Source organism: Chryseobacterium oleae (assembly GCF_900115055.1).
GTDB lineage: Bacteria > Bacteroidota > Bacteroidia > Flavobacteriales > Weeksellaceae > Chryseobacterium > Chryseobacterium oleae.
In genome coordinates, this window is the sequence record NZ_FOVD01000006.1 from 307,914 (window position 1) to 333,257 (window position 25,344).

The 25,344-nt window shown below is 38.3% G+C and carries 29 protein-coding genes; 18 read left to right on the plus strand and 11 right to left on the minus strand.

Going from position 1 to position 25,344, the window contains the following annotated elements; all coding sequences use genetic code 11:
• Window positions 1-161: 161 nt before the first annotated feature.
• From BM143_RS18515 to BM143_RS18525, 3 genes are all read right to left on the minus strand, one after another.
• Complete coding sequence (locus BM143_RS18515) at window positions 162-557, minus strand: ribosomal maturation YjgA family protein (RefSeq protein ID WP_090026244.1); 396 nt, start codon at window positions 555-557, stop codon at window positions 162-164.
• 164 nt (window positions 558-721) lie between these two features.
• Window positions 722-1,381 (minus strand): thioredoxin family protein, encoded by a 660-nt coding sequence (locus BM143_RS18520; RefSeq protein WP_090026246.1) that lies wholly within the window; start codon window positions 1,379-1,381, stop codon window positions 722-724.
• Between the two features lie 7 nt (window positions 1,382-1,388).
• On the minus strand, window positions 1,389-1,877 hold the full coding sequence (locus BM143_RS18525; protein ID WP_090026247.1) for a TlpA family protein disulfide reductase: 489 nt from the start codon (window positions 1,875-1,877) through the stop codon (window positions 1,389-1,391).
• Window positions 1,878-2,287: 410 nt separating this feature from the next.
• Here BM143_RS18525 and BM143_RS23780 point away from each other — a divergent pair, with 410 nt between their 5' ends.
• Complete coding sequence (locus tag BM143_RS23780; RefSeq protein WP_139222072.1) at window positions 2,288-2,452, plus strand: bacteriocin; 165 nt, start codon at window positions 2,288-2,290, stop codon at window positions 2,450-2,452.
• A 36-nt stretch (window positions 2,453-2,488) separates the two neighbouring features.
• Entirely contained in the window at window positions 2,489-2,647 is a 159-nt protein-coding gene (locus BM143_RS23785; RefSeq protein ID WP_139222073.1) for a bacteriocin, read from the plus strand.
• A gap of 14 nt (window positions 2,648-2,661) precedes the next feature.
• On the opposite strand, the gene mutS is transcribed toward BM143_RS23785, so the two are convergent.
• Entirely contained in the window at window positions 2,662-5,250 is a 2,589-nt protein-coding gene (gene mutS / locus BM143_RS18530) for a DNA mismatch repair protein MutS (RefSeq protein WP_090026249.1), read from the minus strand.
• 447 nt (window positions 5,251-5,697) lie between these two features.
• On the opposite strand from mutS, the gene BM143_RS18535 reads away from it, so the two are divergent.
• Window positions 5,698-6,228, plus strand: coding sequence for a GNAT family N-acetyltransferase (locus BM143_RS18535; protein WP_090026251.1), 531 nt, complete (start codon window positions 5,698-5,700; stop codon window positions 6,226-6,228).
• Window positions 6,229-6,321: 93 nt separating this feature from the next.
• Here the strand turns inward: BM143_RS18535 and BM143_RS18540 are convergent, their stop codons facing one another.
• Window positions 6,322-7,191, minus strand: coding sequence for a cupin-like domain-containing protein (locus BM143_RS18540; RefSeq protein ID WP_090026253.1), 870 nt, complete (start codon window positions 7,189-7,191; stop codon window positions 6,322-6,324).
• Window positions 7,192-8,169: 978 nt separating this feature from the next.
• Between BM143_RS18540 and BM143_RS18545 the strand changes: the two genes are divergently transcribed.
• The gene (locus BM143_RS18545; RefSeq protein WP_090026255.1) at window positions 8,170-9,051 is read left to right on the plus strand and encodes a bestrophin family protein; all 882 of its coding nucleotides are present in this window, start codon (window positions 8,170-8,172) and stop codon (window positions 9,049-9,051) included.
• Between the two features lie 10 nt (window positions 9,052-9,061).
• Here BM143_RS18545 and BM143_RS18550 read toward each other — a convergent pair whose 3' ends face one another.
• The gene (locus BM143_RS18550) at window positions 9,062-9,661 is read right to left on the minus strand and encodes a hypothetical protein (RefSeq protein WP_090026257.1); all 600 of its coding nucleotides are present in this window, start codon (window positions 9,659-9,661) and stop codon (window positions 9,062-9,064) included.
• Between the two features lie 55 nt (window positions 9,662-9,716).
• On the opposite strand from BM143_RS18550, the gene BM143_RS18555 reads away from it, so the two are divergent.
• The 10 genes from BM143_RS18555 to BM143_RS18600 all read left to right on the plus strand — a co-directional run bounded on the left by BM143_RS18555 (window position 9,717) and on the right by BM143_RS18600 (window position 17,714).
• Window positions 9,717-10,337, plus strand: a complete 621-nt coding sequence (locus BM143_RS18555) for a toxin-antitoxin system YwqK family antitoxin (protein WP_090026259.1) — start codon at window positions 9,717-9,719, stop codon at window positions 10,335-10,337.
• 5 nt (window positions 10,338-10,342) lie between these two features.
• Entirely contained in the window at window positions 10,343-10,873 is a 531-nt protein-coding gene (locus BM143_RS18560; RefSeq protein WP_090026261.1) for an RNA methyltransferase, read from the plus strand.
• Window positions 10,874-11,060: 187 nt separating this feature from the next.
• The gene (locus tag BM143_RS18565) at window positions 11,061-11,711 is read left to right on the plus strand and encodes a CBS domain-containing protein (RefSeq protein ID WP_034724370.1); all 651 of its coding nucleotides are present in this window, start codon (window positions 11,061-11,063) and stop codon (window positions 11,709-11,711) included.
• Between the two features lies 1 nt (window position 11,712).
• On the plus strand, window positions 11,713-12,579 hold the full coding sequence (locus BM143_RS18570; protein WP_072924403.1) for an NAD kinase: 867 nt from the start codon (window positions 11,713-11,715) through the stop codon (window positions 12,577-12,579).
• Window positions 12,580-12,650: 71 nt separating this feature from the next.
• Entirely contained in the window at window positions 12,651-13,721 is a 1,071-nt protein-coding gene (fbaA, locus tag BM143_RS18575; RefSeq protein ID WP_090026263.1) for a class II fructose-bisphosphate aldolase, read from the plus strand.
• 97 nt (window positions 13,722-13,818) lie between these two features.
• Window positions 13,819-14,673: an acetyl-CoA carboxylase, carboxyltransferase subunit beta gene (gene accD / locus BM143_RS18580; protein ID WP_034724377.1), complete on the plus strand. Its 855-nt coding sequence runs from the start codon at window positions 13,819-13,821 to the stop codon at window positions 14,671-14,673.
• 54 nt (window positions 14,674-14,727) lie between these two features.
• Window positions 14,728-15,237: a DUF6973 domain-containing protein gene (locus tag BM143_RS18585; RefSeq protein ID WP_090026265.1), complete on the plus strand. Its 510-nt coding sequence runs from the start codon at window positions 14,728-14,730 to the stop codon at window positions 15,235-15,237.
• Between the two features lie 199 nt (window positions 15,238-15,436).
• Entirely contained in the window at window positions 15,437-16,840 is a 1,404-nt protein-coding gene (locus tag BM143_RS18590) for a nucleoside recognition domain-containing protein (RefSeq protein WP_072924399.1), read from the plus strand.
• Between the two features lie 74 nt (window positions 16,841-16,914).
• Entirely contained in the window at window positions 16,915-17,280 is a 366-nt protein-coding gene (locus BM143_RS18595) for a four helix bundle protein (protein ID WP_090026267.1), read from the plus strand.
• 41 nt (window positions 17,281-17,321) lie between these two features.
• A complete protein-coding gene (locus BM143_RS18600) occupies window positions 17,322-17,714 on the plus strand; it encodes a hypothetical protein (RefSeq protein WP_090026269.1) in 393 nt (130 codons plus the stop codon).
• Between the two features lie 15 nt (window positions 17,715-17,729).
• On the opposite strand, the gene BM143_RS18605 is transcribed toward BM143_RS18600, so the two are convergent.
• From BM143_RS18605 to BM143_RS18620, 4 genes are all read right to left on the minus strand, one after another.
• Window positions 17,730-18,617 (minus strand): energy transducer TonB, encoded by an 888-nt coding sequence (locus BM143_RS18605; RefSeq protein WP_034724386.1) that lies wholly within the window; start codon window positions 18,615-18,617, stop codon window positions 17,730-17,732.
• A 33-nt stretch (window positions 18,618-18,650) separates the two neighbouring features.
• A complete protein-coding gene (locus BM143_RS18610) occupies window positions 18,651-19,049 on the minus strand; it encodes an ExbD/TolR family protein (RefSeq protein WP_090026272.1) in 399 nt (132 codons plus the stop codon).
• An 82-nt stretch (window positions 19,050-19,131) separates the two neighbouring features.
• Entirely contained in the window at window positions 19,132-19,836 is a 705-nt protein-coding gene (locus BM143_RS18615) for a MotA/TolQ/ExbB proton channel family protein (protein WP_090026274.1), read from the minus strand.
• 170 nt (window positions 19,837-20,006) lie between these two features.
• Complete coding sequence (locus tag BM143_RS18620; protein WP_090026276.1) at window positions 20,007-20,468, minus strand: hypothetical protein; 462 nt, start codon at window positions 20,466-20,468, stop codon at window positions 20,007-20,009.
• A 168-nt stretch (window positions 20,469-20,636) separates the two neighbouring features.
• Here BM143_RS18620 and BM143_RS18625 point away from each other — a divergent pair, with 168 nt between their 5' ends.
• The 3 genes from BM143_RS18625 to BM143_RS18635 all read left to right on the plus strand — a co-directional run bounded on the left by BM143_RS18625 (window position 20,637) and on the right by BM143_RS18635 (window position 23,934).
• A complete protein-coding gene (locus BM143_RS18625) occupies window positions 20,637-22,433 on the plus strand; it encodes a DUF885 domain-containing protein (RefSeq protein WP_090026278.1) in 1,797 nt (598 codons plus the stop codon).
• 85 nt (window positions 22,434-22,518) lie between these two features.
• Window positions 22,519-22,965, plus strand: coding sequence for a DinB family protein (locus tag BM143_RS18630; protein WP_090026280.1), 447 nt, complete (start codon window positions 22,519-22,521; stop codon window positions 22,963-22,965).
• Between the two features lie 78 nt (window positions 22,966-23,043).
• On the plus strand, window positions 23,044-23,934 hold the full coding sequence (locus BM143_RS18635) for a DUF6438 domain-containing protein (protein WP_090026282.1): 891 nt from the start codon (window positions 23,044-23,046) through the stop codon (window positions 23,932-23,934).
• A gap of 159 nt (window positions 23,935-24,093) precedes the next feature.
• Here the strand turns inward: BM143_RS18635 and nth are convergent, their stop codons facing one another.
• Window positions 24,094-24,714: an endonuclease III gene (nth, locus tag BM143_RS18640; RefSeq protein WP_090026284.1), complete on the minus strand. Its 621-nt coding sequence runs from the start codon at window positions 24,712-24,714 to the stop codon at window positions 24,094-24,096.
• Window positions 24,715-24,747: 33 nt separating this feature from the next.
• Between nth and bcp the strand changes: the two genes are divergently transcribed.
• The gene (gene bcp, locus BM143_RS18645; RefSeq protein ID WP_090026286.1) at window positions 24,748-25,197 is read left to right on the plus strand and encodes a thioredoxin-dependent thiol peroxidase; all 450 of its coding nucleotides are present in this window, start codon (window positions 24,748-24,750) and stop codon (window positions 25,195-25,197) included.
• Window positions 25,198-25,344 lie beyond the last annotated feature (147 nt).

Consider the following 25,344-nt stretch of genomic DNA (forward strand, 5'->3'; position numbering starts at 1 on the left):
ATGGTCAATTTTGCTTCGCAAGTGAATGGTGAGTTTTTGGGGGAGATATCAGATTTCTGATAACCCAAAAGCTTCCACCGAACATGAATCGATAAGAAATGAGTTTATTAAAGCGCTTAAGATGGTCAGCAAGAAATGGATTCATGCTGAAGAAAAAGGTTTTACAGGCTCAGTTCTTCTTCCTTTTTTGGATTTAATTTTACAAAAACATACAGCAAAATGCATCCGGCAGCATAACACAGAATATCAATCCACGAGAAAGAATTTCCAATAACGGTATACATAAGGTCTCCAGGACGGAAACCCAGTTTTTCCGCGACCGTAAAATATTGGGCAAACTCCACAAGGCATGAAAAAACAAAAATTCCAAGAATAAGTTTCTCATTGTTTATTTTCACAAAACTCTTTACGAAAGTGTACAGGAGCATCACGACAATAACATCTCCTAGATAAGCTCTTACAAAGAAGATATCTGCCAGTTTTGTAGCGATCAGGACCTCTATAAGGAAGATGAAGATGGTGAGCAAAAGATATTTCAGACTGAATTTAAATTCCATGCGGTGTTTTTAAGTTTTGGCTAAAGCCATTATATGGCTGGTTATTGTTTAAGCGGGCTAAAGCCTGCTCCTATTGAATTAAATAGCAAAATTACATTTTTAAGCCATAAAAAATCGGCATTCAAAGAACACCGATCTTATGTTAAATTGCTAAAGCAAATATATTATTTCTTTACTTTAATAGTACATCCAATGGCCACTGTTTTATCCATTTTCACGGACTCCCCTTTAATCAGGGCATTAACTGCATCCTGAACATAATATTCCGATACATCATTCGGGTTTTCGTAATTGTTATCGATAGCACCGATATATTTCACGATATTCTTTGCGTTTTCTTTCTTCAGGACGAAAACGTGGGGTGTTTTTGTGGCTCCATACAGCGGATACACCTTCTGTCCTTCATCCACTAAATAAGGGAATGTAAAGCCTTTCTCTTTGGCTCTGTCGATCATTTGTTTGTAGCCGTCTTCAGGTTGCACATTCGGATCATTGGGATTCACAGCAATAACCGGATACCCTTGATTTTTGAATTTCTTATCCAGTTCTACGATTCTGTCTTCATATTTTTTCGCATATGGGCAATGGTTGCAGGTGAAAACGACTATAAATCCTTTTGCACTTTTAAAATCGCTTAAAGAAACCATTTTCCCGTCGATGTTTTTCAGCTTAAAATCAGCCGCTGCATCTCCTACTTCATACCCTTTTGCGGATGCAGATGCATTTACTTTCTGAGGGCCTTCTTTCTCATGATCTGTGGCTGTAAAGCTTAACAGTCCAAGCCCGGCAATGAATGCCGCCATTAAAATTTTCAGGTTTTTCATATTTATTTTATTGTAAGTTATCGTTAATCGTTTTTTCGAGGTCTTCTTTGCCCATTTCTCCATCATTGAAATGTACTTTTTGACCGTTTTTATAAAAAATGGTTACGGGAATATTTCCGTCCCAGTTTTTTTCAAATTTTGGAATCCAGGTGTTCATCCTTTTGATATCGTCCAGCAGGACCACTTCGGCGGTAAGGTTTTTATTTTTGATAAACTTAATGACCCTTTCCTTATCCACCAGCCTGTCTAAAGAAACGAGGATCATTTTAAACTTTGGATTATCCTTGAACTTATTATTGATCTCCATGAAATCGGGCAGTTCTTTCACACAAGGTGCGCACGTGGTGGCCCAAAAATTGACAACCAGCAACTTATCATTCTCCTTCTGAATACGCTTTTCAAGGTCTTCATATTTCATAGAAGGAACTTCTTTTTGCTGAGCATTAAAAGCCGTAAAACACAGAAATACAGCCAATAGGATTAATACATTCTTCATATTCAAAAGTAGTCATTAATTATTATTTAAATACATTCAGGGATGGTTTTGATCCGTTTGTGGTTGGATAAAAAGTGAGAGAAATAGTTAAATGGGTTTTTCATATTAGATACTTTTAAATTCCTCTGATCAATTAGTTTTTAAATAAGGCTGTTTGAACCGTGTCAAGGTTTTGAACCTTGACACGGTTAACTGGATTACGAAGATCTAAGCCGATTCAGGCTTCCTGACTATCATTAAAATAAAAACCGCTTATCCCGAACACACATTATTTAAATAAGATTGAGAATGCAGTAAAAGAAGCAATTATTGATTTTTCGTTGAAAATTTTAACATTATTTTTTTAATCACAACCCATTGAATTATAAAAAATTAAATGTAAATTAGCGTACAATCAAAACAAAATCATTATGAAAAAATCAAATTTTCAACCTAAGAAATTGACTAAAAAAGAGCTTAAGAAAATTAGTGGTGGAGCAAGACCAATTTGTCCACTGGTGGTAAGCTGCTTTGATCCTGCAACCGGTGAAGAGCAATACGGAGTATATGGAATCCAGGATGGACCTTGCTGCTAATAATCAACTCAATTGCAATCAAATTAAAATAGAATTATGAAAACATCAAATCTTCAGAAAAGAAAACTGACTAAAAAAGAACTTAAGACCATCAATGGAGGAAGTAGCGACTGCTACGAAGGATTCTGCCGAATGTCTCCTAATGATGAATGGCAGCTGGGACGTGGCGACCGATTTGGAGCATGCTGTTTTTAAAAAAAATGATTGGACTAACCTCCAATCATTTTTTTTATCGAATTCAGCTTCATTAAAGCCTCAATAGGTGTCAGTGTATTGATATCTATTTTCGTGAGCTCTTCACGGATATTTTCCAGAACCGGATCATCCAGCTGAAAGAACGAAAGCTGCATATTTTCTTCTGTGACTCTTTTGATACTTTCAGAAGTGCTGGTGGTTTGTGTACGGCTTGCTTCAAGGGTTTTCAGGATTTCATTGGCTCTGTTGACCACTTTTGCAGGCATTCCCGCCAGTTTAGCCACATGGATACCGAAACTGTGCTCGCTGCCTCCAGGAACCAACTTTCGTAAGAAAATAATATTTCCTTTATTTTCCTGGATGGAAACGTGGAAATTTTTCACTCTCTCAAAATTGACAGTCATTTCATTCAGCTCATGATAATGCGTTGCAAACAATGTTTTAGCCTGCGTAGGATGCTGGTGAAGGTATTCTGCAATAGCCCATGCAATAGAAACCCCGTCATAGGTAGAAGTTCCACGTCCGATCTCATCCAAAAGGATCAGACTTCGCTCTGAAATATTATTCAGAATATTTGCGGCTTCGTTCATTTCCACCATGAACGTAGATTCTCCCGCTGAAATATTATCCGTTGCCCCTACCCTTGTGAAAATTTTATCTAAAACTCCAATTTCAGCATGTTTTGCAGGTACAAAACTTCCGATCTGAGCCAAAAGACACACAATGGCGGTCTGGCGCAGAATCGCTGATTTACCAGCCATGTTCGGACCTGTCACCATAATGATCTGCTGGGAATCTTTATCTAAAAAGATATCATTCGGAATGTATTTTTCTCCTAAAGGAAGCGCGTTTTCAATAATCGGGTGCCTCGCTTCTTTTAAATCAATAGCATAGCCCTGATTAAGGACCGGCTTTGTATAACTTTCAGAAACAGCCAGTTCCGATAATCCCGCCGCCACATCAAGCTGGGCAATAATATTGGAATTTCCCTGAATCTGATCCATATAGACCATGGTTTCTGCACATACATTTCTATACAGTTCATTTTCCAGAACGCCTATTTTTTCTTCAGCGCCAAGGATCTGACTTTCATATTCTTTAAGTTCTTCTGTGATGTAACGTTCTGCGTTAACGAGGGTCTGCTTTCTCAGCCAATCTCCCGGAACTTTATCTTTATGGGCATTTCTTACTTCTATATAATACCCGAAAACATTATTAAAATCAATTTTAAGGCTTGAAATTCCTGTTCTTTCAATTTCTCTCTGGCACATTTCATCCAGGAAACCGCGGCCTTTATTCTGAAGGTTTCGCAACCTGTCCAATTCTTCAGATACATTTCCTTTGATGACATTTCCTTTTGAAATATTCACCGGAAGCTCTTCATTCAGATGATTTTGTAAAAACTTAATCAGTTCTTCCATATCAAACAAAGGTTCCAACCAGGCCAGAACATCTGCATGCGGATGAAGTAGAGCCTTTATCTGATGAATATTGATCAAACTCTGACGCAGGTAACCCAATTCTTTCGGGGAAATTTTTTCTGCAGCCAGTTTTCCCATCAGTCGGTCAAGATCCGAAATGGATTTCAACAGCTGGCAGATCTCGTATTTCAGATGATCTTTTTCGTTCAGGAAATCAATCAGCGAAAGCCTTCTCATGATCTCATCTACTGATTTTAACGGAAGAATAATTCTTCTTCTCAGCAATCGTCCTCCCATGGGAGTAGATGTTTTATCGATAATATCCAGCAGTGATTTTCCCTGTGGATTACTCGGATATACTATTTCAAGGTTTCTTAAGGTAAAATTGTCCATCATCAGATAATCTTCCTGCGGAATGACCTGAAGTTTCGTGATATGGGCAAGCAGATTGTGATGGGTATCTTCCACCAGGTAGGCGAAAATAGCTCCTGCAGCCGTAATGGCCAGCGGAAGATTCTCAATACCAAAACCTTTTAGAGACTTCGTTTTAAAATGGGCCGTCAGTTTTTCGTACGCAAAATTATATTGGAATGCCCAGTCTTCGAGTTTAAAGGCGCTTTTATTTTTAAGTTGTTCCGGCAATTGAACACTTCTCTGATAAACAATCTCGCTCGGATCAAAAGTATTGATGATATGAAGAATTTTTTCTAAATTTCCTTCACTTACCAAAAACTCCCCGGTGGAAACGTCTACCATGGCAATTCCGTACTTTTCTTTTTCTTTGTGAAGAGAAAGAAGAAAGTTGTTCTTTTTTGAATTTAAAACCTGATCATTGAACGTCACTCCGGGTGTCACAAGCTCTGTAACGCCTCTTTTCACAATTCCTTTGACGGTTTTCGGATCTTCCAGCTGATCGCAGATCGCGACTCTCATTCCGGCTCTTACCAGCTTCGGAAGATAGGAATCCACCGAGTGATGAGGAAATCCCGCCAGCTCTATATGACCGTCTCCATTCGCTCTTTTGGTAAGTACAATTCCGAGGATCTGAGAGGTTCTCACAGCATCCTGCCCGAAAGTTTCATAAAAGTCTCCTACTCTGAACAGCAGCAGTGCATCAGGGTATTTTGCCTTAATGGTATTGTACTGCGTCATGAGCGGAGTTTCCTTCTTCGTTTTTGCCATAATAAAAAATGAGCCCCAAATTTAATTAAAATTACCTGAGTTCGGGTTAAGAAAATTGAGATTGAGGGGTTCGAGATTATGGGATGCGGGTTTTTGGGTTTCGGGATGCGGATTTCAAGAGGTTGGAGAGTCGGAGGGTTTTGGAAAGTGATGAGTTATAAATGATGATTGATGAGTTTTGTACCGCGAGTCTTTGAGTTGGAAGCTTTCACCATTGACTTGCGAAGCAAAATTGACCATTGACCATTCTCAATCTTAGCCTTCGTCTCAACCTAAAAATATCACATCGATTCAAAAAATTCACCATTCACTTGCGAAGCAAAATTGACCATTGACACTTCTCAATCTTATCCTCAACCTAAAAATCTGATGTCTTATCCCGAACTCAAGTTACTTACGTATTTCAGAACAAAATATTTGTTGTATTTTTCACATAAAATAAGTGATATGATCTATCCGGTTTTAGAAACTGAAAGACTCCTTTTAAGACAGCTCGCTCCCCATGATGCGGAAGACCTCTTCGAATATTTTTCCCTGGATGAAGTGATGGAATATTATGATCTGGCCCCCTTCAAAACCCTGGAGGATGCAAAAAATATCATCACCTATTTTAATAATGAATTCGAGAAAGGGAAAGGTTTCCGATGGGCTCTGGAATTGAAATCAGAAAAGAAAGTGATTGGAACATGCGGTTATCACAACTGGTATCCCGAGCATTTTCGTGCTGAGATCGGCTATGAGCTGAATCCTAAATACTGGAGAAATTCCTATATGAAAGAAGCCATCCTTCCTATCCTTATCTATGGATTCGAAAGCATGAGACTTCACCGCATCGATGCCTTTACAGATCCTGCGAATATTGCTTCGGAGAAACTTTTACATTCTTTAAACTTTAAAGATGAAGGAATTCTGCGCGATTACTTTTTTGAAAAAGGGAAATTTGTGGATGCCAAAATTTTCAGACTTATTAATGAATAAGATGGAAGTTCAGTCCTGAAAACGGAAACCTTTGAAATTCAATCGAACGATCCTTGTTAAGGTTTAAAACTTTGACAAGGATCCCAACATTAGCTATTTCCTTTTCTTTTCAAAAGCCTCCGTCCCTTTCTCATACGCCCATTTCTGCTTGTAATTCACCCACTTAGCCTTAAATAGTTTACGCAGAAGTTTATCGGTATACCTCATGATAAAAACATGGTACATCATATTGGCGAAAACACCCGGTTTATTGGGAAGCGCTCTGAGTGACATTGAAAATCCAGGTTCCAGATACCTGTTGAAATGCCAGAATGCACCCGGAATAAAGAGAGCATCGCCGTGCTCCATGAAAATCTCGTAACCTTTGGCATATTGCAAGGCCGGAAACTTTTCATAATCAGGGTTTTCATAATCTATATCATACACGGTATGAACAGACAATGGTACTTTATATAAGAAAGCAGATTGTTTCTGGTCGAATAACAGGATTCTCTTTTTTCCTTCGAAATGAATATGCAGGAAATCCCCTAGATCCACATCGTAATGCATTAAAACATGGGCTTCACTTCCACCGAAGAAAAGTGTAGGCAGTCGTTTAAAAAATTTGATTCCCAGATCAGGATAGGTGAAATTTTTCAACAGCTCCGGAAGCCGGTCTGTGATAATATAGAAAAAGATCCGCAGATCCGAAGGTCCGCTTTTAATCCTGTCGATATAATCTTTCATCTTCATATTCGTCACTGGTGCATCTGAGCTTTTGGAAGCATCAGCGGGTTTATTGTCGTATAACGGAACGTCCTGGTCACCTGCTTTTTCACGGATGTAAGCAAGATTCCATTGGTCAAAGGCATCCCATCTGGCCGCAAAATTTTTGATCAAAAGCGGCTTATGCTTTTTGAAATAATTCTTCTGAAAATCTTCTTTACTGATATCGTGAACTACATCTACGTTTTCGAGGATCATCTTATTTTGGTATTTAATGCGAAATAAAAATAGTGTTTTTTTGAAATCTGTGAAAATTAAAAAATGGTAATAGGCACTTTGGAAGCCTTATTTAAACCACAAAGGAAAAATGCTTTGAAACATTAAAAATATACGGTATGATCTGCGAAAATCTGTGAAATCAATGGTTTAAAAAAATTATTAACCACAAAAGTGACAAAAGATATTTAAACACTTTAGTTATTTTAAGTTTAATGTATTGAGCATAAAAAGAGCACTAAAGTTTAGAAAAAATCAGAGATTTTTATTGTTGAGCCATTAAGGAGAATTAAGTTTTTAAGATCATTAAGGGAGCTTCGCTTTAAGGACTACAACTTAAAAAAACTTTAGATTTTCTATTAACTTTTCTACCTCCTTCAATACTCTTAATGTTTCAAAAATAGGCATTATCATCTGTGAAAATCAGTGAAGTCAGTGGTTAGAAAAAATTATTAACCACAAAAGGGACAAAAGATTTTAAACACTTTAGTTATTTTTAAGTTTAATATATTGAGCATAAAAAGAGCACTAAAGTTTAGAAAAAATCAGAGATTTTTATTGTTGAACCATTAAGGAGAATTAAGTTTTTAAGATCATTAAGGGAGCTTCGCTTTAAGGACTACAACTTAAAAAAACTTTAGATTTTCTATTAACTTTTCTACCTCCTTCAATACTCTTAATGTTTCAAAAAATAGGTATTATCATCTGTGAAAATCTGTGAAATCTGTGGTTAAAAAAATATTAACCATAAAAGATTTTAAAGATTTTAAACATTTTAGTTATTCTAAGAAGTACACATAAGATTAAAAAATCGATGATTTTTAAGAAACTTAATTGTTTAATCGCTTTCTATCTTGTCATAAGCCCATTCACCTCTTTGTCTTTTTTAAACTTATTTTAAGGTTTCCGATAAAGCAGAGCTGAAATGAAAAAATTATATTTGTAAGACTAAGTGAATTTATGAGAGCCTACAACACCAAGCATTTCCTGAAAATCCTTTTCAGTATGCATAAAAGCGATACCATGAAGATCCTTTTTCCAACGATGATCCTGGTGGGACTGTATTCGTGGGGCATTCAGTATCTGGAAGTGGAATATCTGCACCTTACCACAAAATCCGGGGTGAGCAATGTAGGAATGATTCATTCTTTATTGGGGTTTGTCCTCTCATTGTTACTGGTTTTCAGAACAAATACGGCCTATGACCGATGGTGGGAAGGCAGAAAGCTTTGGGGAAAGCTCGTGAATGATACAAGAAATTTTGCAGTGAAGATCAATGCCATATTAGTTGATGACCGTCAGGATGCAGAGCAGATCTCGAGATATTTAAAATATTTCCCCCATTTCCTGGCCAAGCATTTGTCTAAAGAATCAACAAGGCTGGCTTTGGATGAAGATTATTCCGAAATTGAAAAATCTCTGAAGCATCACGGTCCCAGCGAAATTATCATTCTTTTGACCCATAAACTGAACCAGCTGAAAAAAGAAGGGAAAATTTCGGATATCGAAATGCTGTATCTCGACACGCAACTTTCCGGGTTTCTGGATGTTTGCGGTGGCTGTGAAAGAATTAAAAACACCCCAATTCCTTACTCTTATTCTTCGTTTGTCAAGAAATTCATCATCTTATATGTACTGGCTCTGCCGGTGGCCTACGTCATTACAATCGGGCTTCTGATGATTCCGCTGACAGTTTTTGTATACTATGTTTTAATGAGTCTTGAGCTGATTGCAGAAGAAATTGAGGATCCTTTCAATAATGACGAAAATGATATTCCGATGGAAGCATTGGCCCAGAATATCGAGAAGAGCGTTCACCAGATCATGGGGCTGAAAAAATAAGAAATCAACCTTAAAGGTTGATTTCTTTGAGTTCGCCGTCCTCTTTTATTTCTACAAATTTGCTTTCTCTGTTTGCTGCAGAATAGCCGTAGAAGAATGTTTGGTATATCGGTGAAGAATACAGGTATCCTCCGTATGCGTTGTAAGAATCTGTTCTTCCGGTCTGCTGCTGATAGCTGCCTGTAGCCGTAAAGTTCACGATGGTTTCCAGATAATATTTTCCGGGTTTTAATTTTTCAAACTTAAATCTTCCGTAATCATCCGTCAGAGCTTCCAGCTTATATTTAAAGGCATCTTCAGACATATATACGGTGGTTTTTTTGTTTTCATACTTTCTTCTCATGCTGTAAAACTCATCGAAATAAGGCGTTACAGGAAAAAGCATCACTACTGTTCCTTTGGGTGCATAATGCTTTCCGCCAAGAAGAGGTTTGATCCCCCAGTTATTTTTCTGTTTTGTGGAAGCCACTCCCTCAATGGTTGAATTTCCAAAACTAAGCATCTCTCTGGCCATCTTTTTATCGAAAAAAGCCTGCGGATAATAGGTATTCTGTGCCTGTATAGATAGAAAAGCGAATACCAACAGCAATAAAGCGGATATTTTTTTCATGTTAATATTTTAAGTCAAATATAAGTATTTTGCTATTTTTGAAATAAAAAAATCTATGAAATACTTTTTTCTGCTATTAATGACCGCAACAACGTGGGCAATAGCACAAAAGCCATGCGGATATAAAGACGGACTTCAGGAAGGATCCTGCAAAGACTTCTATGAAAACGGACAGGTAAAACAGATTGTGGAATGGAAAAAGGGGAAAATAGAAGGCGAAGCAGTCTATTACTATGACAATGGAAAGATACAGGCCAAAGGGGAAAATAAGAAAGGGCATAAAGCAAAAGAATGGTCTTATTATGACAAAAATGGAGTGCTGACCTCCAAAGAAACCTTCAGAAATGGGGAGAAAAATGTATACGATGACAGCTCATTGGCTACTTTTTACTCGCCTGCAGGAAAAATAACCGAAATTTCCAATTACAGAATGGGCAAGCTGCATGGTGAAACCAAACTGTTTCATGAAGACGGAAAATCTGTAAAACAGATCGGGCAATATGACAACGGACAGGCTGTCGGAAAGTGGAAAGCACTCTATCCATCAGGAAAAGTGCAGCGTGAAACAGAATTCGCCAACGATAAATGGAATGGCAACAGAGTGCATTACCGTGAAGACGGAAGCGTTGAAAAGACGGAGGTCTACAGAGACGGAAAATTAATCTCAACAAAATAAAACAATTGGTACAGAAACTAAAACTGGAAGAACTGAACAGAATAGATGTAGAAACATTTAAGAAGGTCGAGAAAATTCCATTGGTCATTATTTTAGACAATCTCAGAAGCATGCACAATGTAGGGGCATCATTCAGAACGGCAGATGCTTTTCTGATCGAAAAAATTATTCTTTGCGGTATTACGCCACAACCACCTCACCGTGAAATCCATAAGGCAGCACTGGGAGCTACAGAAAGTGTAGACTGGGGTCATGAAAGCGATATTAATACAGCCATCAGCGATTATAAAAGCCGCGGCTATGAGATCATTGGAATCGAGCAGACCACAGACAGTGTGATGATTACGGATTTCAGCATAGACAAATCAAAGAAATATGCATTAATTTTAGGAAATGAAGTGGAAGGAATAAGCGATGAAGCACTCCCAAATATTGACACATTCCTGGAAATTCCTCAGCTGGGAACCAAGCACTCTCTCAATGTAAGTGTATGCGGTGGAATTGTGATGTGGGAATTTGCAAAAGCCCTAAAATAAAAAAACTGCATATGTCCTTAAAAGACAGTGCAGTTTGAAATAAATCTAATAAAAAGTAAAAATGAAAGGCGACAAAGGTACCTTTTTTTTCTTTACAAACAAATTTTGACATCACTTTTTTCTTTTTTCCTGAAAAAAAGTGGTATTTTGAGAAAAAGTTTCATTTAATTTTTTATAAATTAGCACAATGTTTATCAAGGATTATATCTCAAAAGACTTTCCGTGTTTTAGCCTGACTGACTCAATAGAATCAGCGAGGAACACATTAGAGGATTTCGGATATTCCCACATTTTCATCAAAAAATCTCATCACTTCTACGGAGCTATCGCAGAAGACTTTCTTTATGAAGGTGAAGGAACCCTGAAAGATCTTGAACACCAGATTGAGCGTTTTGCCATTCTGGAGGACAATAATATTATGGACAGCATCCGCCTGTTCTATACTTTCAGTGCCAACGTGATCCCGGTGATTAATAAGAATGAAAAGTATCTCGGGTACATCACCTGTGAAGATATTTTTCAGAATCTTTCCCGCTATCCTCTGTTTTCGGAGACCGGAGCTATCCTTACGATAGAAACGCCGGCCAGAAAGTATTCGATGACGGAGATCGCCAATATTGTAGAAAGCAATAACTCGAAGTTTTATGGTGGATTTATCACCTTTATGTCTGATGAAGTGATTCATGTGACGATAAAGATCAGCAATGAAAATCTCTCCTCGATAGACGCTACTTTTGACAGGTACGATTACAGAATTGTTGAAAAATATTATTCTGATGAAAAATCTGATCTGTTTAAAGACCGGTTCGGATTTTTCCAAAAATTCATAGAAATATAACATGAAGGCAGCCATATATTCTCAGAAAAAAGACCTCGATACTTTTTTATATTTAAGCAAGTTTATCTCAGAACTTGAAACCAGAGGCGTAAAATCTGTTCTGTACGATGAAATGGCTGAAGCACTTCAGTTCTCAAAGATATTTGAAACATTCAACAACAAACAGGACCTTCTGGATAAGGAGGTAGACCTTTTCTTTACTTTCGGAGGTGACGGAACCATCGTGAATTCCCTGACTTTTATTGAAGACCTGGAGATCCCGATCGTGGGTGTCAATACCGGAAGATTAGGATTTCTGGCGAGTTTTACCAAAGAAGAAGCATTCAAAGAATTGGATGCCATCTTAAAAGGTGATGTGAAAACCAGCCGTCGTGCCGTGATTGAAGTGGTTTCTCCAAGATCTGACGATTTTTTCCCGTATGCATTGAATGACGTTACCGTTTCAAGAAAGGAAACCACCTCTATGATTACGGTAGATTCTTATATCAACGATGAATTTTTAAATGTTTTCTGGGGCGACGGGGTTATCGTTTCCACGCCTACAGGATCTACGGCTTATTCATTAAGCTGTGGCGGACCGATTATCTCTCCGAACAACGAAAATTTCGTCATTACGCCCATCGCTCCCCACAATCTGAATGTAAGACCTTTGGTGGTGAATGACAGGGTGGAAATCAAGTTTAGAGTGGAAAGCAGAGTGCCGCAGTATTCTCTTTCGCTGGACTCAAGACTGGTGCATATAGAAACCGATAAAGAAATTATCATCAAAAAGGCAGATTTCCAGATCCTTCTGGTGCAGCCCAACCATTTAAGTTTCTACGAAACAATCCGTCAGAAGCTGCTTTGGGGCAGGGACAAAAGAAATTAGTAATTCCTCAAAAATGATTACCTTTACAGGAATTTTAAAAACGCCTAATAATTTAAAATAAAAAGTAAAACATGAGCAGAATTTTTCCGGCAGGAGTTGCCACAGGTCAATTAGTTACTGATATTTTTCAGTACGCTAAAGAAAACAAATTTGCACTGCCTGCAGTAAACGTAATTGGTTCAAGCAATGTAAACGCTGTTATGGAAACCGCAGCGAAATTAAACTCTCCTGTAATTATCCAGTTTTCAAACGGTGGAGCAGCTTTTAACGCAGGAAAAGGACTCAACAACGATGGTCAGAAAGCAGCTATTTTAGGATCTATCGCCGGAGCAAAACATATTCATACTCTTGCAGAAGCTTACGGAGCAACTGTGATTTTACATACAGACCACTGTGCTAAGAAATTATTACCTTGGATCGACGGATTATTAGATGCAAGTGAAGAGCATTACAAGCAGACAGGAAAATCTCTTTATTCTTCCCACATGCTGGATCTTTCTGAAGAATCTCTGGAAGAAAATCTTGAAATTTCAGCTAAGTACTTCGAAAGAATGGCTAAAATGCAGATGACTTTAGAAGTTGAGATCGGTGTTACAGGTGGAGAAGAAGATGGTGTAGACAATTCTGATGTAGACAACTCTAAACTATATACTCAACCGGAAGATATCGCTTATACTTACGAAAAATTAAAAGCTATTTCTGACAACTTTACCATTGCTGCTGCTTTCGGTAACGTACACGGAGTTTACAAGCCAGGAAACGTGGTTCTTACCCCAAAAATCCTTGACAACTCTCAGAAATATGTTCAGGAGAAATTCGGAACAGCTGACAAGCCGATTAATTTTGTATTCCACGGAGGTTCAGGATCTACTTTAGAAGAGATCAGAGAAGCTATCGACTATGGAGTAATCAAAATGAATATTGACACTGACCTTCAGTTCGCTTACACGGAAGGGGTTAGAGATTATATGGTTAACAATATTGATTATTTAAGAGCTCAGATCGGAAACCCGGAAGGAGAAGAAAAACCTAACAAGAAATTCTACGACCCAAGAGTTTGGGTAAGAAAAGGTGAGGAAACTTTCTCTACAAGACTGGTTCAGGCGTTTGAAGACTTAAATAACGTAAATACTTTAAAATAATTTTTTGTAAAAAGTAGAATGTATAAAGTACAAAGTAGATTTAATGCTTTTGGCTTTATACATTTTACGTTTTACATGATACATTAATACAAACAAAATGGCATTCGACTGGTTTAAAAGAAAAGCAAAAAACATTACCACCTCTACTGATGAAAAAAAGGATGTTCCCAAAGGCCTTTGGCATCAGACTCCATCAGGAAAAATAGTGGAGCATGATGAATTGAGAAGAAACAGCTACGTTTCTCCTGAAGACGGATTTCACGTAAGAATAGGAAGTGCAGAATTTTTTGAGATCCTTTTTGACGAAGGTAAGTTCACAGAACTGGATGCCAATGTTGAAAGTATTGATATCTTAAACTTCAAGGACACCAAACCTTACAAAGACCGTCTGAAAGAAGTAAGAGCAAAAACAAAACTTACAGACTCCATCAGAAATGCAGTAGGAACCGTAAAAGGGACTGAAATGGTGGTTTCATGTATGGATTTCGCCTTTATCGGTGGATCTTTAGGTTCTGTAATGGGTGAAAAAATCAGAAGAGCAGTAGATTACTGTATCGCCAACAAACTTCCGTACATGATCATCTGTCAGTCCGGAGGAGCGAGAATGCAGGAAGCAACTTACTCTCTGATGCAGCTTGCCAAAGTACAGGCTAAGCTTGCTCAGCTTTCTGAAGCAGGACTTTTATACATCGCTTACCTTTGTGACCCTACTTTTGGAGGTATCACGGCTTCTTTCGCGATGACAGCAGATATTATCATGGCTGAGCCGGGAGCACTGATCGGGTTTGCAGGTCCGAGAGTAATCCGTGAGACGATCGGAAGAGACCTTCCGGAAGGTTTTCAGACCTCTGAATTCCTACAGGAAAAAGGATTTGTAGATTTCATCGTAAAAAGAACTGAAATTAAAGATACAGTAGCCAAAACAGTTAATTTATTAGCTGCAAAAGCATAAGATCTGTAACAAACACTATACAATCTCTCTCTAATTAGGGAGAGATTTTTATTTATGAGGACTTTTAAGATTTTTTTTAATACCATCCGAAGCATGAGCCTGAAAAAGATCATGCGGCTTTTATCGCTTCTCCTTCCCCATCCTCTTTTTGCATTATTAAGTTTTCATGCAACGGTACAGGCTTTCGCCATTGCCCAGAAAAAGTTTCCGAAAACGGCATCTAACAATGGCATTGGGAACGCTTTCAGACATGCACTCTGGTGTTGTTTCATTATGATGTACTGCTGCAAAGTATCTTCACCGGAAAAAGCACTGAATTTCTGCAAAAGAATAACCGATATGCATGAAGAACTCTTTCCCAATCAGCCTTTGGAAACGAAAATGGATCTTCACAACAACAAAATCGGCATGGATTATTTCATGGAACTGCTGCCGGGAATTCACCGCCAGTTTTTTGAGAAGAATTTTTTCATCGACAGCCTTGCCAGGAAAATGGATGATGCCAAGGTTTTGAAAAGCTTAGATGATGACTTTGAGGGATATCTGGTGTATTTAAACGACTAAAATTAAAGATGCTACGACTTCGCTCAGCATGACATTGCTGATACTAAGTTTTTTTAATGATCACGATAATATCCCTGTGTCACGCTGAGCGAAGTCGATGCGTTTCCAATACATATTAAAAAATAAAAGGCTCTACAATAAAGTTTTTTCAGGTTTTACATTAAATTTATTATCTTTTCTAAAATTTTAATTCAATTAAATGGTCCTCAGCAGAATTTGGTCGGCTTTCATTATCATTGCCATTGGCATTGCCAGTATAAAATACATCTCGTCTGGCCACTACAAAACCATCTTCAATGATATGGTGGTGGGAAAAGGCGGTGATACGGTTCAGATCGCTTCACAGCCGATGAATGCGCTTACCCCGGTTGTCAGAGACAGCCTGATGAAAAAGAATGATTTTGCGGACAGCAGGATCCATTATAAAACAGATTCTCTTAAACAGAATGTAAAAGTTTACAGGGTTCAGGAAGCGGACGGCGTAATCGGGACCTCCGAAACGGCAGTTAAGATCTGTATCGGGCTGATTGGGATCATGACCCTGTTCATGGGATTCATGAGTATTGCTGAAAAAGCTGGAGGAATCAACTTACTGAGTAGATTAATTCAACCTTTCTTCTCAAAATTATTTCCCGACATTCCTAAAAACCATCCTGCTTTCGGACATATGCTGATGAATTTCAGCGCGAATCTTCTGGGACTGGACAATGCCGCTACCCCATTCGGTTTAAAAGCGATGGAAAGTCTGCAAACATTAAATCCCAATAAAGACACTGCCAGCAATTCACAGATCATGTTTCTGTGTCTTCATGCCGGTGGAATGACCTTGATTCCGGTTTCTATTATTGCCATCCGGGCTTCGATGGGTTCAAAAACACCGACCGATATTTTTCTTCCCTGTATGATCGCAACATTTGCAGCCACTTTAGCTGCAATGATTGTTGTTTCACTATACCAAAAAATAAATCTCCTAAAACCTGTAGTTCTTGCTTATGTAGGAGGAATTTCCGCACTTATTGCCTTATTGGTTTTATATCTGGTTCAGCTGAGTAAAGATGAACTGGATGACTTCAGTAAAGTTTTAAGTAACGGATTGATACTCTTTATCTTCTTAGCCATTGTTCTGGGTGCAGTTTATAAGAAAATTAATGTCTTTGATGCTTTTATTGAAGGCGCAAAAGAAGGTTTTACGACCTGTGTGAAGATTATTCCTTATTTGGTTGGAATGTTGATTGCTATTTCTCTGCTAAGAACTTCCGGTGTTTTTGACGTTATTATTGACGGAATGAAATGGGTTGCGTATAACGCCCATCTGGATGCAAGATTTGTAGACGGACTTCCGACTGCTTTAATCAAGCCATTATCTGGTTCAGGAGCGCGAGGAATGATGGTGGATACGATGGCTACTTTCGGTGCAGACAGTTTCCAGGGGAAATTAGCCGCAGTCCTTCAGGGAAGCTCAGATACTACGTTTTACGTGATTGCAGTATATTTTGGGGCCGTAGCCGTAAAGAACACAAGATACACGGTAATTGCCATGCTTCTGGCGGATCTGGTAGGCATTATTACTTCGATTGTGCTGGCGTATTTGTTTTTCGCTTAATTTGTTGCCAGTTGCTGGTTACTGGTTTTCTAGTTGCCAACTGACTGCATCTATGAATTATTAAAAAAACACTTATGAGCTACCTAAAACTTGACATTTATACTATTGCTTTTGACCTGTTTATTGAGACTCATCAGCTGTCGTTAAAATTACCAAAATACGAATTATATGAGTTGGGAAGCCCACTAAGGAGATCTGCAGATTCTGTAGTGACCAATATCGCTGAAGGTTATGGTAGGAAAAGTTATAAAGGAGATTTTATCAGATTTCTTATTTATTCACAGGCAAGTTGTGACGAAACAGTAAGCCATTTATCCAAAATAATAAGACTTTATCCAGACCTGATCACAGATTTAAAGGATAAAACAGAACAATATCAACTCTTAGGAGGAAAAATAAATAATTTTATAAAATACGTCCAGTTAAGCTGGCGAACATAAACCACACAACTAGCAACTAGCAACTCTAAATAAACTCAATTATGATCACAGATAAAGAATTCACATTAAGATTAATACGTCAGTTAACGCAAGCACTGGAAAAACTGATTTTAGACAAGCCTGAAGAAAGTTTAATGCAGAAAGAATTGGACTTTGAGTCTTTGATGAAAGATATTTTCAAATTTGATTTTACCACCCTTGCCTCAAAAACAAAAGAAGAAATTATAGAAATCGTCAACGAAAGACAGGAAAGAGACCACAAAGATTATTACGAAATGTTGGGAAACCTGTTCTATTTTACAGGCAGAGGAGAAAAAAATAATGAGTTTTTAGACAAGGCAAAAACGTTCTACGAATTGTATCTTCAGACCAGCGGTATTTTCGCACTACCCGTGATCAACAGAATTAATGAAATAAAAAAAGCACTTGAATAAAGTGCTTTTGTATTTTTAGAATGTGATTTTATAAGAACCGGTAGAGGATGTACTTGCCTTTTCCGCTTTTACATATTTCTTAACCCAGGACACTCCCGTAGAAGATATGCAAGGATCTGATGTTCCTCCCGATCTTCTTGCAGAAACTACATTTCCGGCTTTATCTACCGTATAGGCAATGGTAATGGTTCCACTCGCTGTACAGCTGTTACTTGGTTGTGCGCCTCCTCTTCCCATAGTTCCAGGGATATAGCCGATTAGTTTTCTGTCAATTCCTACTTTGCTGTCTCCGTTTCCGTCTCCTCCTAAAGGATCTCCCGCATTACCGATACCTTCACCAGTTCCCTGGCTTCCGGCTTTTGTTCCTCTTCCTCTGATCAGGTTTCCGATGGCTGCGGTTCCTTTTCCGTCTCCGTTTCCGGTTTTGGAATTGGCAGTTGTAGCTCCGGATTTCTTTGTATTTTTTGAAGCACTTGCGCTGGTGGCAGTCTTCTTATCTTCTTTTTTGGATTCTTCTTTCTTAGGAACACTTACCTTCGAATTATTTCCTGTAATCACCTTTTCCTTCACTTCCGTTTTCTTAGGTTCCGGTGCAGGTTCAGGTTTTATTACTGTTTTTGTTTCAGGCACGGCTGTTTCCACAGGTTCCGGAGTTACTTCTTCAGTGGCTGCGGCAAGGCTTCCCGGCTGATCTGCGGGTTCTTCAATCCCTTTTCCATTTCTGTTGTCACCGAAATTAACAAGCATCGTTGTAACCACTTCATCAGACTGTTTATCCAGCTCCGGCTTCAGTTTATAAAGAAAAACAAAAAGCAGGATCCCAGACCAGATCAGGATAGAAAGTACTGCACTTTTTATCCGGTCCCTGTTTTGCTCGTTTTTGTTTACTGTGTAACTTTTCATTTTAAATGATTCTTTCCGACTATTTCGGAGTCATTATTTATCTTTAACGGTTGCAATCGCAATGTTAAATTTATTCTTTTCCGCGATTTCCATGACGAAAACCACGTCTTTATGCATGGTATTTTCATCTGCACGGATGGTGAAAGATTTATTCGCCTGACCTGTTAATTTACGGACAATGACAGCTTCCAACTGTTCTCTTGTCACAGGATTATCATCTACAAAATACGTTCCGTCCGGTTTAATACTTACCGTTAAAGGATTAGGAATATTATCTTCAACCGCTCCCGCTTTTGGCAACTTTACATCAATCGCGCTTTGATTGGCGGCTGATGAAGTGATCATAAAGAATATCAGCATCAGCAAGATAACATCGGTCATCGCTGCCAAACTGAATTCGGGATTCGCTTTATTTCTTCTCTGAATTTTCATCTGTTTACTTTTACTTTTTTAATGGTCAGATGGAATCGCTATTGTTTGAAAACATTCTGGCCAGCGATTTCATAAGAAAGATTTATAAAGGTTTGTTGATAAGGTCTAAAAATTCTCCGGACATATTCTGAGCTTTCAGTACAAATCTGTCGATTCTTGTTAAAAGAATATTGTAGAAAAAGTTAGCAGGAATCGCTACAGCCAAACCTACCGCCGTCTGTCCCAATGCCGTATAAATACCTTCAGACAATGTTTTTGGGGAGAAAGATCCCGTTGCATGAGAAAGGTTGAAGAATGCAATGATCATCCCGATAACCGTTCCCAAAAGCCCTAACATCGGCGCGATACTTGGTACCACAGCCAGAAGGTTCAGATTCTTTTCCATATTCGCTACCTCTACCTGCGCTTGCGATTCCATAGCACTTACAATGTCAGAAACAGGGCGTCCAAGTCTTGAAATTCCTTTTTCTAAGATTCTTCCTTCGGGAGAGTTTTGTCTTTTACAGTAATCTGCAGCCGACTCTATCTTTCCTTCTTTGATAAAATCTTCAATATTCTCCATGAAATTGGCATCTGTTTTTGAAGTCAGCCTTTTAATAAAGAAGAAACGTTCAAAAAACAGGTATAGTGAAAACACACCTAAAGCCAGAACGACAAACATCACTATTTTAGCGAAAGCCCCTCCGTGGAACATGATCTTCCAAAATGAAAATTCTAAATCGTCTGTTGCAACTGCAGGAGCAGTAATCTGTGCAAATAAAATCTGAGTAAGTTCCGTTAACAGCATTAATGTGAATTTTTATAAAAATTTAACGACAAATGTAGTGGAATATTATGAATTGCTCTCTTAAAAATTGCTTAAAAACAACTTAAAATTTGTTATGATTTGGATACAGCAAATTCCTTTCCAAAAGAAACTTTGAAAAGAAATTTGATATAAAAAGGATGAAAAAGCGGCTATTCCTCGCCTACATCAATGTCATCCTGCGTAAATTCGCATTTTAATCGGAATGGGATCGGCGTATCTGATCCCGTATAGAAATCGTCGATAGTACCCTTCCATATGACCTGAAGTTCACCTTCTTCATTTTTCTCAAACTGAAGCTCATTATCGTAGATAAAAGCATCCTCGTCGTCGAATAAATCCACTTCGGTGTAGGTTTCTTCTTCAGAATCATTAATCCTGATCACTTTTCCTTCAATTTCCTTCGATTCGATAGGAAAATCGAAAATTTCAAGTGAAAGCTGCGGAAAGTTGTACTGTAATGAATCATCATCTACATGATCCAAACTGTCATCCGTTATAATTTCAACCTCTAATAAATGCTGTTGGTTGCTGTAGACCGCCTTACAATAAGTGTTTCTAATATTGTATTTTAGGGTCTCCTCCGGATGGTAAATTTTTAAAATCCCTTTCATTATTTCTTAAAAAAGAGCTGTAATAATATGATTGTTAAACGTTTTAGACAAAGATAAAAAATTGATTCAAAGTTGAAAATATTTTGAAAATTATTTTTTTAAATCATTATGATTGATTATTCCGTATAGGCCAATAATACTTACTTTTGCTGCATAAAGATTCTGAAAATGAAAAACATTGTATCAAAAGGTATTTTAGGGCTCGGACTGGTGATCAGCCTTGCTTCCTGTAAAAAATCTGATTCTCCGCTGACGAAGGTGACCCCTACGAATATGGATTCTATTGCATCCAGTTATTATGAGCAGTATCTGAAATTATATCCTTTAGAAGCTACTTCCCAGGGAGATACGAGATACAATGACCAGCTTCCGATCAATATTGACAAGGACTTTATCTCCGGAGAGGTTGCTTTTTACAATTCCGTACAGAAGCAGCTGGAAAGCGTTGATTACAAAGGTCTTTCCGATGAAGAAAAGGTAGTTTATGATGTACTGGATTACACTTTAAAAGATAAAATCGAGGCCTACGCTTATCACCCGGAATATATTCCTTTTACACAGTTCGGAGGACTTCCCCTGAACTTTCCGCTGTATGGAAGCGGTGAAGGAAGCCAGCCTTTTAAAACAGAAAAAGACTACAGCGACTGGCTGAAAAGAATGGAAAAATTTCCTGAATGGATGAATGCCGCCACCGACAATTTCCGTGAAGGAATCACCAATAAAGTGGTTCTTCCTAAAAAACTGGTCGTTAAAATGATCCCTCAGATGAGAGCAGACGAGATCACAACGGCTGATATGGATAAAAATATTTTCTACGGACCGATAAAAAACTTCCCGAAAAGCTTTACCCAGGCTCAGAAAGATAAATTTTCCGCTCTTTATGCAGAAGCGATCACGAAAAAGATCATTCCGGCTTATACCAAAATGGGTACATTCCTGGAGAAGGAATATCTGCCGAAAGCAAGAGATACGGATGGCTACAACAGTCTTCCGAACGGAAACGAGATCTACAGATATTACGCTAAAAGCTGGACAACTACGAAGAAATCACCTGAGGAAATCAATAAAATCGGAATTCAACAGGTCGCTATGCTTCGTGCTGAAATGGAAAAAGTAAAACAGCAGGTTGGTTTTTCAGGAACACTGGAAGAATTTATCAATTTTGTAAAAACAGATCCTAAAGCGATGCCGTACAAGACTTCTAAGGAGGTTTTAAATGGATTCAACGGTATTCTAGCGAAGATCACTCCTAAACTGAAAACAATGTTCAGCGTAACGCCGAAAACGAAGTTTGAAATTAGACAGACGGAAAAATTCAGGGAAGCAAGTGCCAGCGCAGAGTATATTCAGGGAACTCCGGATGGAAAAAGACCGGGAATATTTTATATGCCGATTCCTGATCCTACCAAATTCAATGTGACTTCCGGAATGGAATCTCTTTTCCTTCACGAAGCAATACCGGGACACCACTATCAGGTTTCTCTTCAACAGGAAAACACCAAGCTTCCTAAATTCATGAGATTCGGATGGTTTGGAGCGTATGGAGAAGGATGGGCGCACTATTGTGAGACTCTGGGACCTGAGTTTGGTCTTTATACAGATCCTTACCAAAAAATGGGTTACCTGAGCGATCAGATGCTGAGAGCGGTTAGATTGGTCGTAGATACCGGACTTCATACCGGAACCATGACGAGAGAGGAAGCCATTAAATATTTCCTGAGCAATATCTCTTACGATGAAGCCAGCGCAACCGCAGAGGTAGAAAGATATATGGCGATGCCGGGACAGGCTTTAGGCTACAAAATCGGATCGTTGAGAATTCGTGAGCTTAGAGAAAAGTATCAGAAAGAGCTTGGCAAGAAGTTTAATTTAGCCAGCTTCCATGATGAGATTTTAAGCCAGGGATGTCTTCCATTGGATGTTTTAAACAGGAAGATGGATCTTTGGGCTAAGAAGCAGAAATAAATTTATGTAGAAAAATAAAAATAATAGAGATGGGATGATTAATTTTAATGTCCCATCTTTTTTTATCAAATTTAATCCAATTACAATGATCATAGAAAGCCTGAGATCTCTCTACAGCAGAGATTTGAACAAACTAAAAACCGAAATAGAATCTTACCGGAATGAAACTTCGATGTGGAAAACATATCAAAACATAACCAATTCAGCAGGAAATCTATGTCTGCATCTGGTTGGAAACCTTAACCACTTCATTGGTGCAGAACTTGGAAAAACCGGCTATGTCAGAAACAGAGAGCTGGAATTTTCACTTAAAGATATTCCGCAGACAGAACTTTTAGCCATGGCAGAAGCCACTACAGCTATGGTTGATCAAGTTCTCAGCCAGTTGACTTCCGAAGATCTTGAAAAGGAATATCCTCTAGTTGTTTTTGAAGATAAAATGACCACAGGATACTTTCTGATCCACTTGATCACGCATCTGGACTATCATTTGGGTCAGATCAATTATCACAGAAGATTGCTGGATATTTAAACTTTTTTACATTTAATTTCAGTAATCCATCCGCTCCATATGGCTCATAAACTTTCATTTATACTGTCTTTTATTTGTATGGTCAGTTTGTATTCCCAAGGTTTCATAAGGACCAATTCAATAGATTCTCTGCAGACGGCGGAGGATATCCAGCAGTTCATCGGAAGAAAAGAAATTACCCAGTATGTTTATGTCATTGACAAGATTAAGTACGATTCTAATTGCATTGCTATGGCCGACAGTCTTAAGATACAACCCTGGATAAAAGGTGATTTTGATGGAAACGGACTTACGGACATTCTCATTACCGGAAATAAAAGAGAAGGACCGGCAACGATTTGCATCCTTGACAAAGGAAATGGCTTTGAGACCAAAAAAATAAGTGACGGACAACTTCACGAAATATGTTCATTTACTCAGGTAAAAGATAACCAATTACAGTATTTGAGTATTAAAAATAATTATCACAGCGCATACAAGCTGAAAAAAGATCTTCTCGCTTATAAATTTGGAGATTTCATTGAAGAAAATAATGCGCCCAAAAACCATCGTATTTCAACCATTCAATTCCGGTCAACCAGTTGTTATGGAATCTGCCCTGATTTTACGTTAAAGATTTCCGGTCTTGATATAGAATGGACTGCTGACTTAAATAATAAAGTTAATTTTAAGGAATATTCAGGAGTGTATCGTTCCAAATTATCTGAAAAGCAGCTCAAAAACATTCTTGAACTGCTGAATTACATTGATTTTGAAAACCTGAATGAAAATTATGAAGTAGGTTATTCAGACCAGCCAACAGCTTATTTAACGATAGATTATGATGATCTGAAATCCAAAAACATCCGAGACTATGGTAAGATGGGCACCAAAGGACTTAGAAAACTGTATGAAGTTCTATTCGATCTGAGGGGAACGCTTCAATGGACGAGACATGAGGCATGGGAATATAATAAATTTGATAATTGATTAAGAAAATCAACAACAGTCACCCAGCCACCCGTTTACCCTTATAACTCATAACCCTCAAACTCTCCTACTCTCAAACCCGAACCCCGCATCCCGAAACTCATAACTCATAACTCATAACTCATAACTCATAATTTATAACTCCTCTCAAATTCACCCCTATTTCTCAAACATCATTTTCGTAAGAAAGTCCTTCTCCCCTTTTCCTCTGGCTGGCGAATACTCTCTTCCGTAGAAAATAATCTGCAGGTGAAGCTTGTTCCATGTTTCTTCCGGAAATATAGCCTTTGCGTCTTTCTCCGTTTCTACTACATTCTTTCCTGAAGTAAGCTTCCATTGCGTCATCAACCTGTGAATGTGTGTATCTACCGGAAAAGCTGGAAATCCGAAAGCCTGACTCATCACCACAGAAGCGGTTTTATGCCCAACTCCGGGAAGCGCTTCCAGTTCTTCGTAGGTTTGAGGAACTACACCATCATGTCTTTCCAGTAAAAGTTCAGCCATTCTTTTCAGGTTCTTTGCTTTTGTATTGGACAGTCCTATTTCTTTGATCAGTTCTTTAATTTCGAATTCTTCCAGTCTGGCCATCCTTTGCGGAGTTCCGGCCACCTCGAAAAGATGGGGAGTCACCTGGTTCACTTTTTTGTCTGTGGTCTGTGCAGAAAGTGCTACAGCAACCATTAAGGTGTAAGGATCGGTATGATCCAAAGGAACAGGTGTGGTAGGATATAATTTCTCCAGTTCGTCTTGAACGAGCTGAGCTCTTTGCTTTTTTGTCATTTAACCATTAAATTTGAACAAAATTAATTCATTATGCTGAAAGTTGGAGATAAATTACCTGAATTTGAAGGAACAAATCAGGATGGTGAACCCATAACCTCATCAAAACTGATCGGAAAGAAAGTAGTCGTTTTCTTTTATCCTCAGGCCAGCACGCCAACGTGTACCGTAGAAGCCTGTAACCTGAGTGACAATTACTCAAAGCTTAAAAAAGCCGGATTTCAACTGTTGGGAATAAGCGGAGACAGTGTAAAGAAGCAGAAAAACTTCCACAGTAAGTTTGCCTTTCCGTACGATCTTCTTGCCGATGAGAATCACGATGCCATCGAAAAATTCGGGGTTTGGCAGGAGAAGAAAACATTCGGAAAAACGTATATGGGGATCGTACGAACCACTTTTATTTTTGATGAAAACGGAATCTGTACAAGAGTGATAGAGAAAGTAACGTCTAAAACGGCGGCTGAGCAGATTCTGGAAGGATAGTAGTTAGAAGAGGGAGCCGGGAATTGCTAATTTAACCATGTGATAAGTTTGTTTATTAGGATAACGCTCTTAAAAAAGTTAAAATATCTTTGGAATATTAATCATTGGAAAAAGCAATAGGAAAAAGATAGAAACCTTGTTGGTACT

Excerpts from the sequence above, each read along its gene's own strand:
- BM143_RS18515 (WP_090026244.1), bottom strand. The coding sequence starts at position 557 with ATGGAATTTAAATTCAGTCTGAAATATCTTTTGCTCACCATCTTCATC.
- BM143_RS18520 (WP_090026246.1), bottom strand. The coding sequence starts at position 1,381 with ATGAAAAACCTGAAAATTTTAATGGCGGCATTCATTGCCGGGCTTGGA.
- BM143_RS18525 (WP_090026247.1), bottom strand. The coding sequence starts at position 1,877 with ATGAAGAATGTATTAATCCTATTGGCTGTATTTCTGTGTTTTACGGCT.
- BM143_RS23780 (WP_139222072.1), top strand. The coding sequence starts at position 2,288 with ATGAAAAAATCAAATTTTCAACCTAAGAAATTGACTAAAAAAGAGCTT.
- BM143_RS23785 (WP_139222073.1), top strand. The coding sequence starts at position 2,489 with ATGAAAACATCAAATCTTCAGAAAAGAAAACTGACTAAAAAAGAACTT.
- mutS (WP_090026249.1), bottom strand. The coding sequence starts at position 5,250 with ATGGCAAAAACGAAGAAGGAAACTCCGCTCATGACGCAGTACAATACC.
- BM143_RS18535 (WP_090026251.1), top strand. The coding sequence starts at position 5,698 with ATGATCTATCCGGTTTTAGAAACTGAAAGACTCCTTTTAAGACAGCTC.
- BM143_RS18540 (WP_090026253.1), bottom strand. The coding sequence starts at position 7,191 with ATGATCCTCGAAAACGTAGATGTAGTTCACGATATCAGTAAAGAAGAT.
- BM143_RS18545 (WP_090026255.1), top strand. The coding sequence starts at position 8,170 with ATGAGAGCCTACAACACCAAGCATTTCCTGAAAATCCTTTTCAGTATG.
- BM143_RS18550 (WP_090026257.1), bottom strand. The coding sequence starts at position 9,661 with ATGAAAAAAATATCCGCTTTATTGCTGTTGGTATTCGCTTTTCTATCT.
- BM143_RS18555 (WP_090026259.1), top strand. The coding sequence starts at position 9,717 with ATGAAATACTTTTTTCTGCTATTAATGACCGCAACAACGTGGGCAATA.
- BM143_RS18565 (WP_034724370.1), top strand. The coding sequence starts at position 11,061 with ATGTTTATCAAGGATTATATCTCAAAAGACTTTCCGTGTTTTAGCCTG.
- BM143_RS18570 (WP_072924403.1), top strand. The coding sequence starts at position 11,713 with ATGAAGGCAGCCATATATTCTCAGAAAAAAGACCTCGATACTTTTTTA.
- fbaA (WP_090026263.1), top strand. The coding sequence starts at position 12,651 with ATGAGCAGAATTTTTCCGGCAGGAGTTGCCACAGGTCAATTAGTTACT.
- accD (WP_034724377.1), top strand. The coding sequence starts at position 13,819 with ATGGCATTCGACTGGTTTAAAAGAAAAGCAAAAAACATTACCACCTCT.
- BM143_RS18585 (WP_090026265.1), top strand. The coding sequence starts at position 14,728 with ATGAGGACTTTTAAGATTTTTTTTAATACCATCCGAAGCATGAGCCTG.
- BM143_RS18590 (WP_072924399.1), top strand. The coding sequence starts at position 15,437 with ATGGTCCTCAGCAGAATTTGGTCGGCTTTCATTATCATTGCCATTGGC.
- BM143_RS18595 (WP_090026267.1), top strand. The coding sequence starts at position 16,915 with ATGAGCTACCTAAAACTTGACATTTATACTATTGCTTTTGACCTGTTT.
- BM143_RS18600 (WP_090026269.1), top strand. The coding sequence starts at position 17,322 with ATGATCACAGATAAAGAATTCACATTAAGATTAATACGTCAGTTAACG.
- BM143_RS18605 (WP_034724386.1), bottom strand. The coding sequence starts at position 18,617 with ATGAAAAGTTACACAGTAAACAAAAACGAGCAAAACAGGGACCGGATA.
- BM143_RS18610 (WP_090026272.1), bottom strand. The coding sequence starts at position 19,049 with ATGAAAATTCAGAGAAGAAATAAAGCGAATCCCGAATTCAGTTTGGCA.
- BM143_RS18615 (WP_090026274.1), bottom strand. The coding sequence starts at position 19,836 with ATGCTGTTAACGGAACTTACTCAGATTTTATTTGCACAGATTACTGCT.
- BM143_RS18620 (WP_090026276.1), bottom strand. The coding sequence starts at position 20,468 with ATGAAAGGGATTTTAAAAATTTACCATCCGGAGGAGACCCTAAAATAC.
- BM143_RS18625 (WP_090026278.1), top strand. The coding sequence starts at position 20,637 with ATGAAAAACATTGTATCAAAAGGTATTTTAGGGCTCGGACTGGTGATC.
- BM143_RS18630 (WP_090026280.1), top strand. The coding sequence starts at position 22,519 with ATGATCATAGAAAGCCTGAGATCTCTCTACAGCAGAGATTTGAACAAA.
- BM143_RS18635 (WP_090026282.1), top strand. The coding sequence starts at position 23,044 with ATGGTCAGTTTGTATTCCCAAGGTTTCATAAGGACCAATTCAATAGAT.
- nth (WP_090026284.1), bottom strand. The coding sequence starts at position 24,714 with ATGACAAAAAAGCAAAGAGCTCAGCTCGTTCAAGACGAACTGGAGAAA.
- bcp (WP_090026286.1), top strand. The coding sequence starts at position 24,748 with ATGCTGAAAGTTGGAGATAAATTACCTGAATTTGAAGGAACAAATCAG.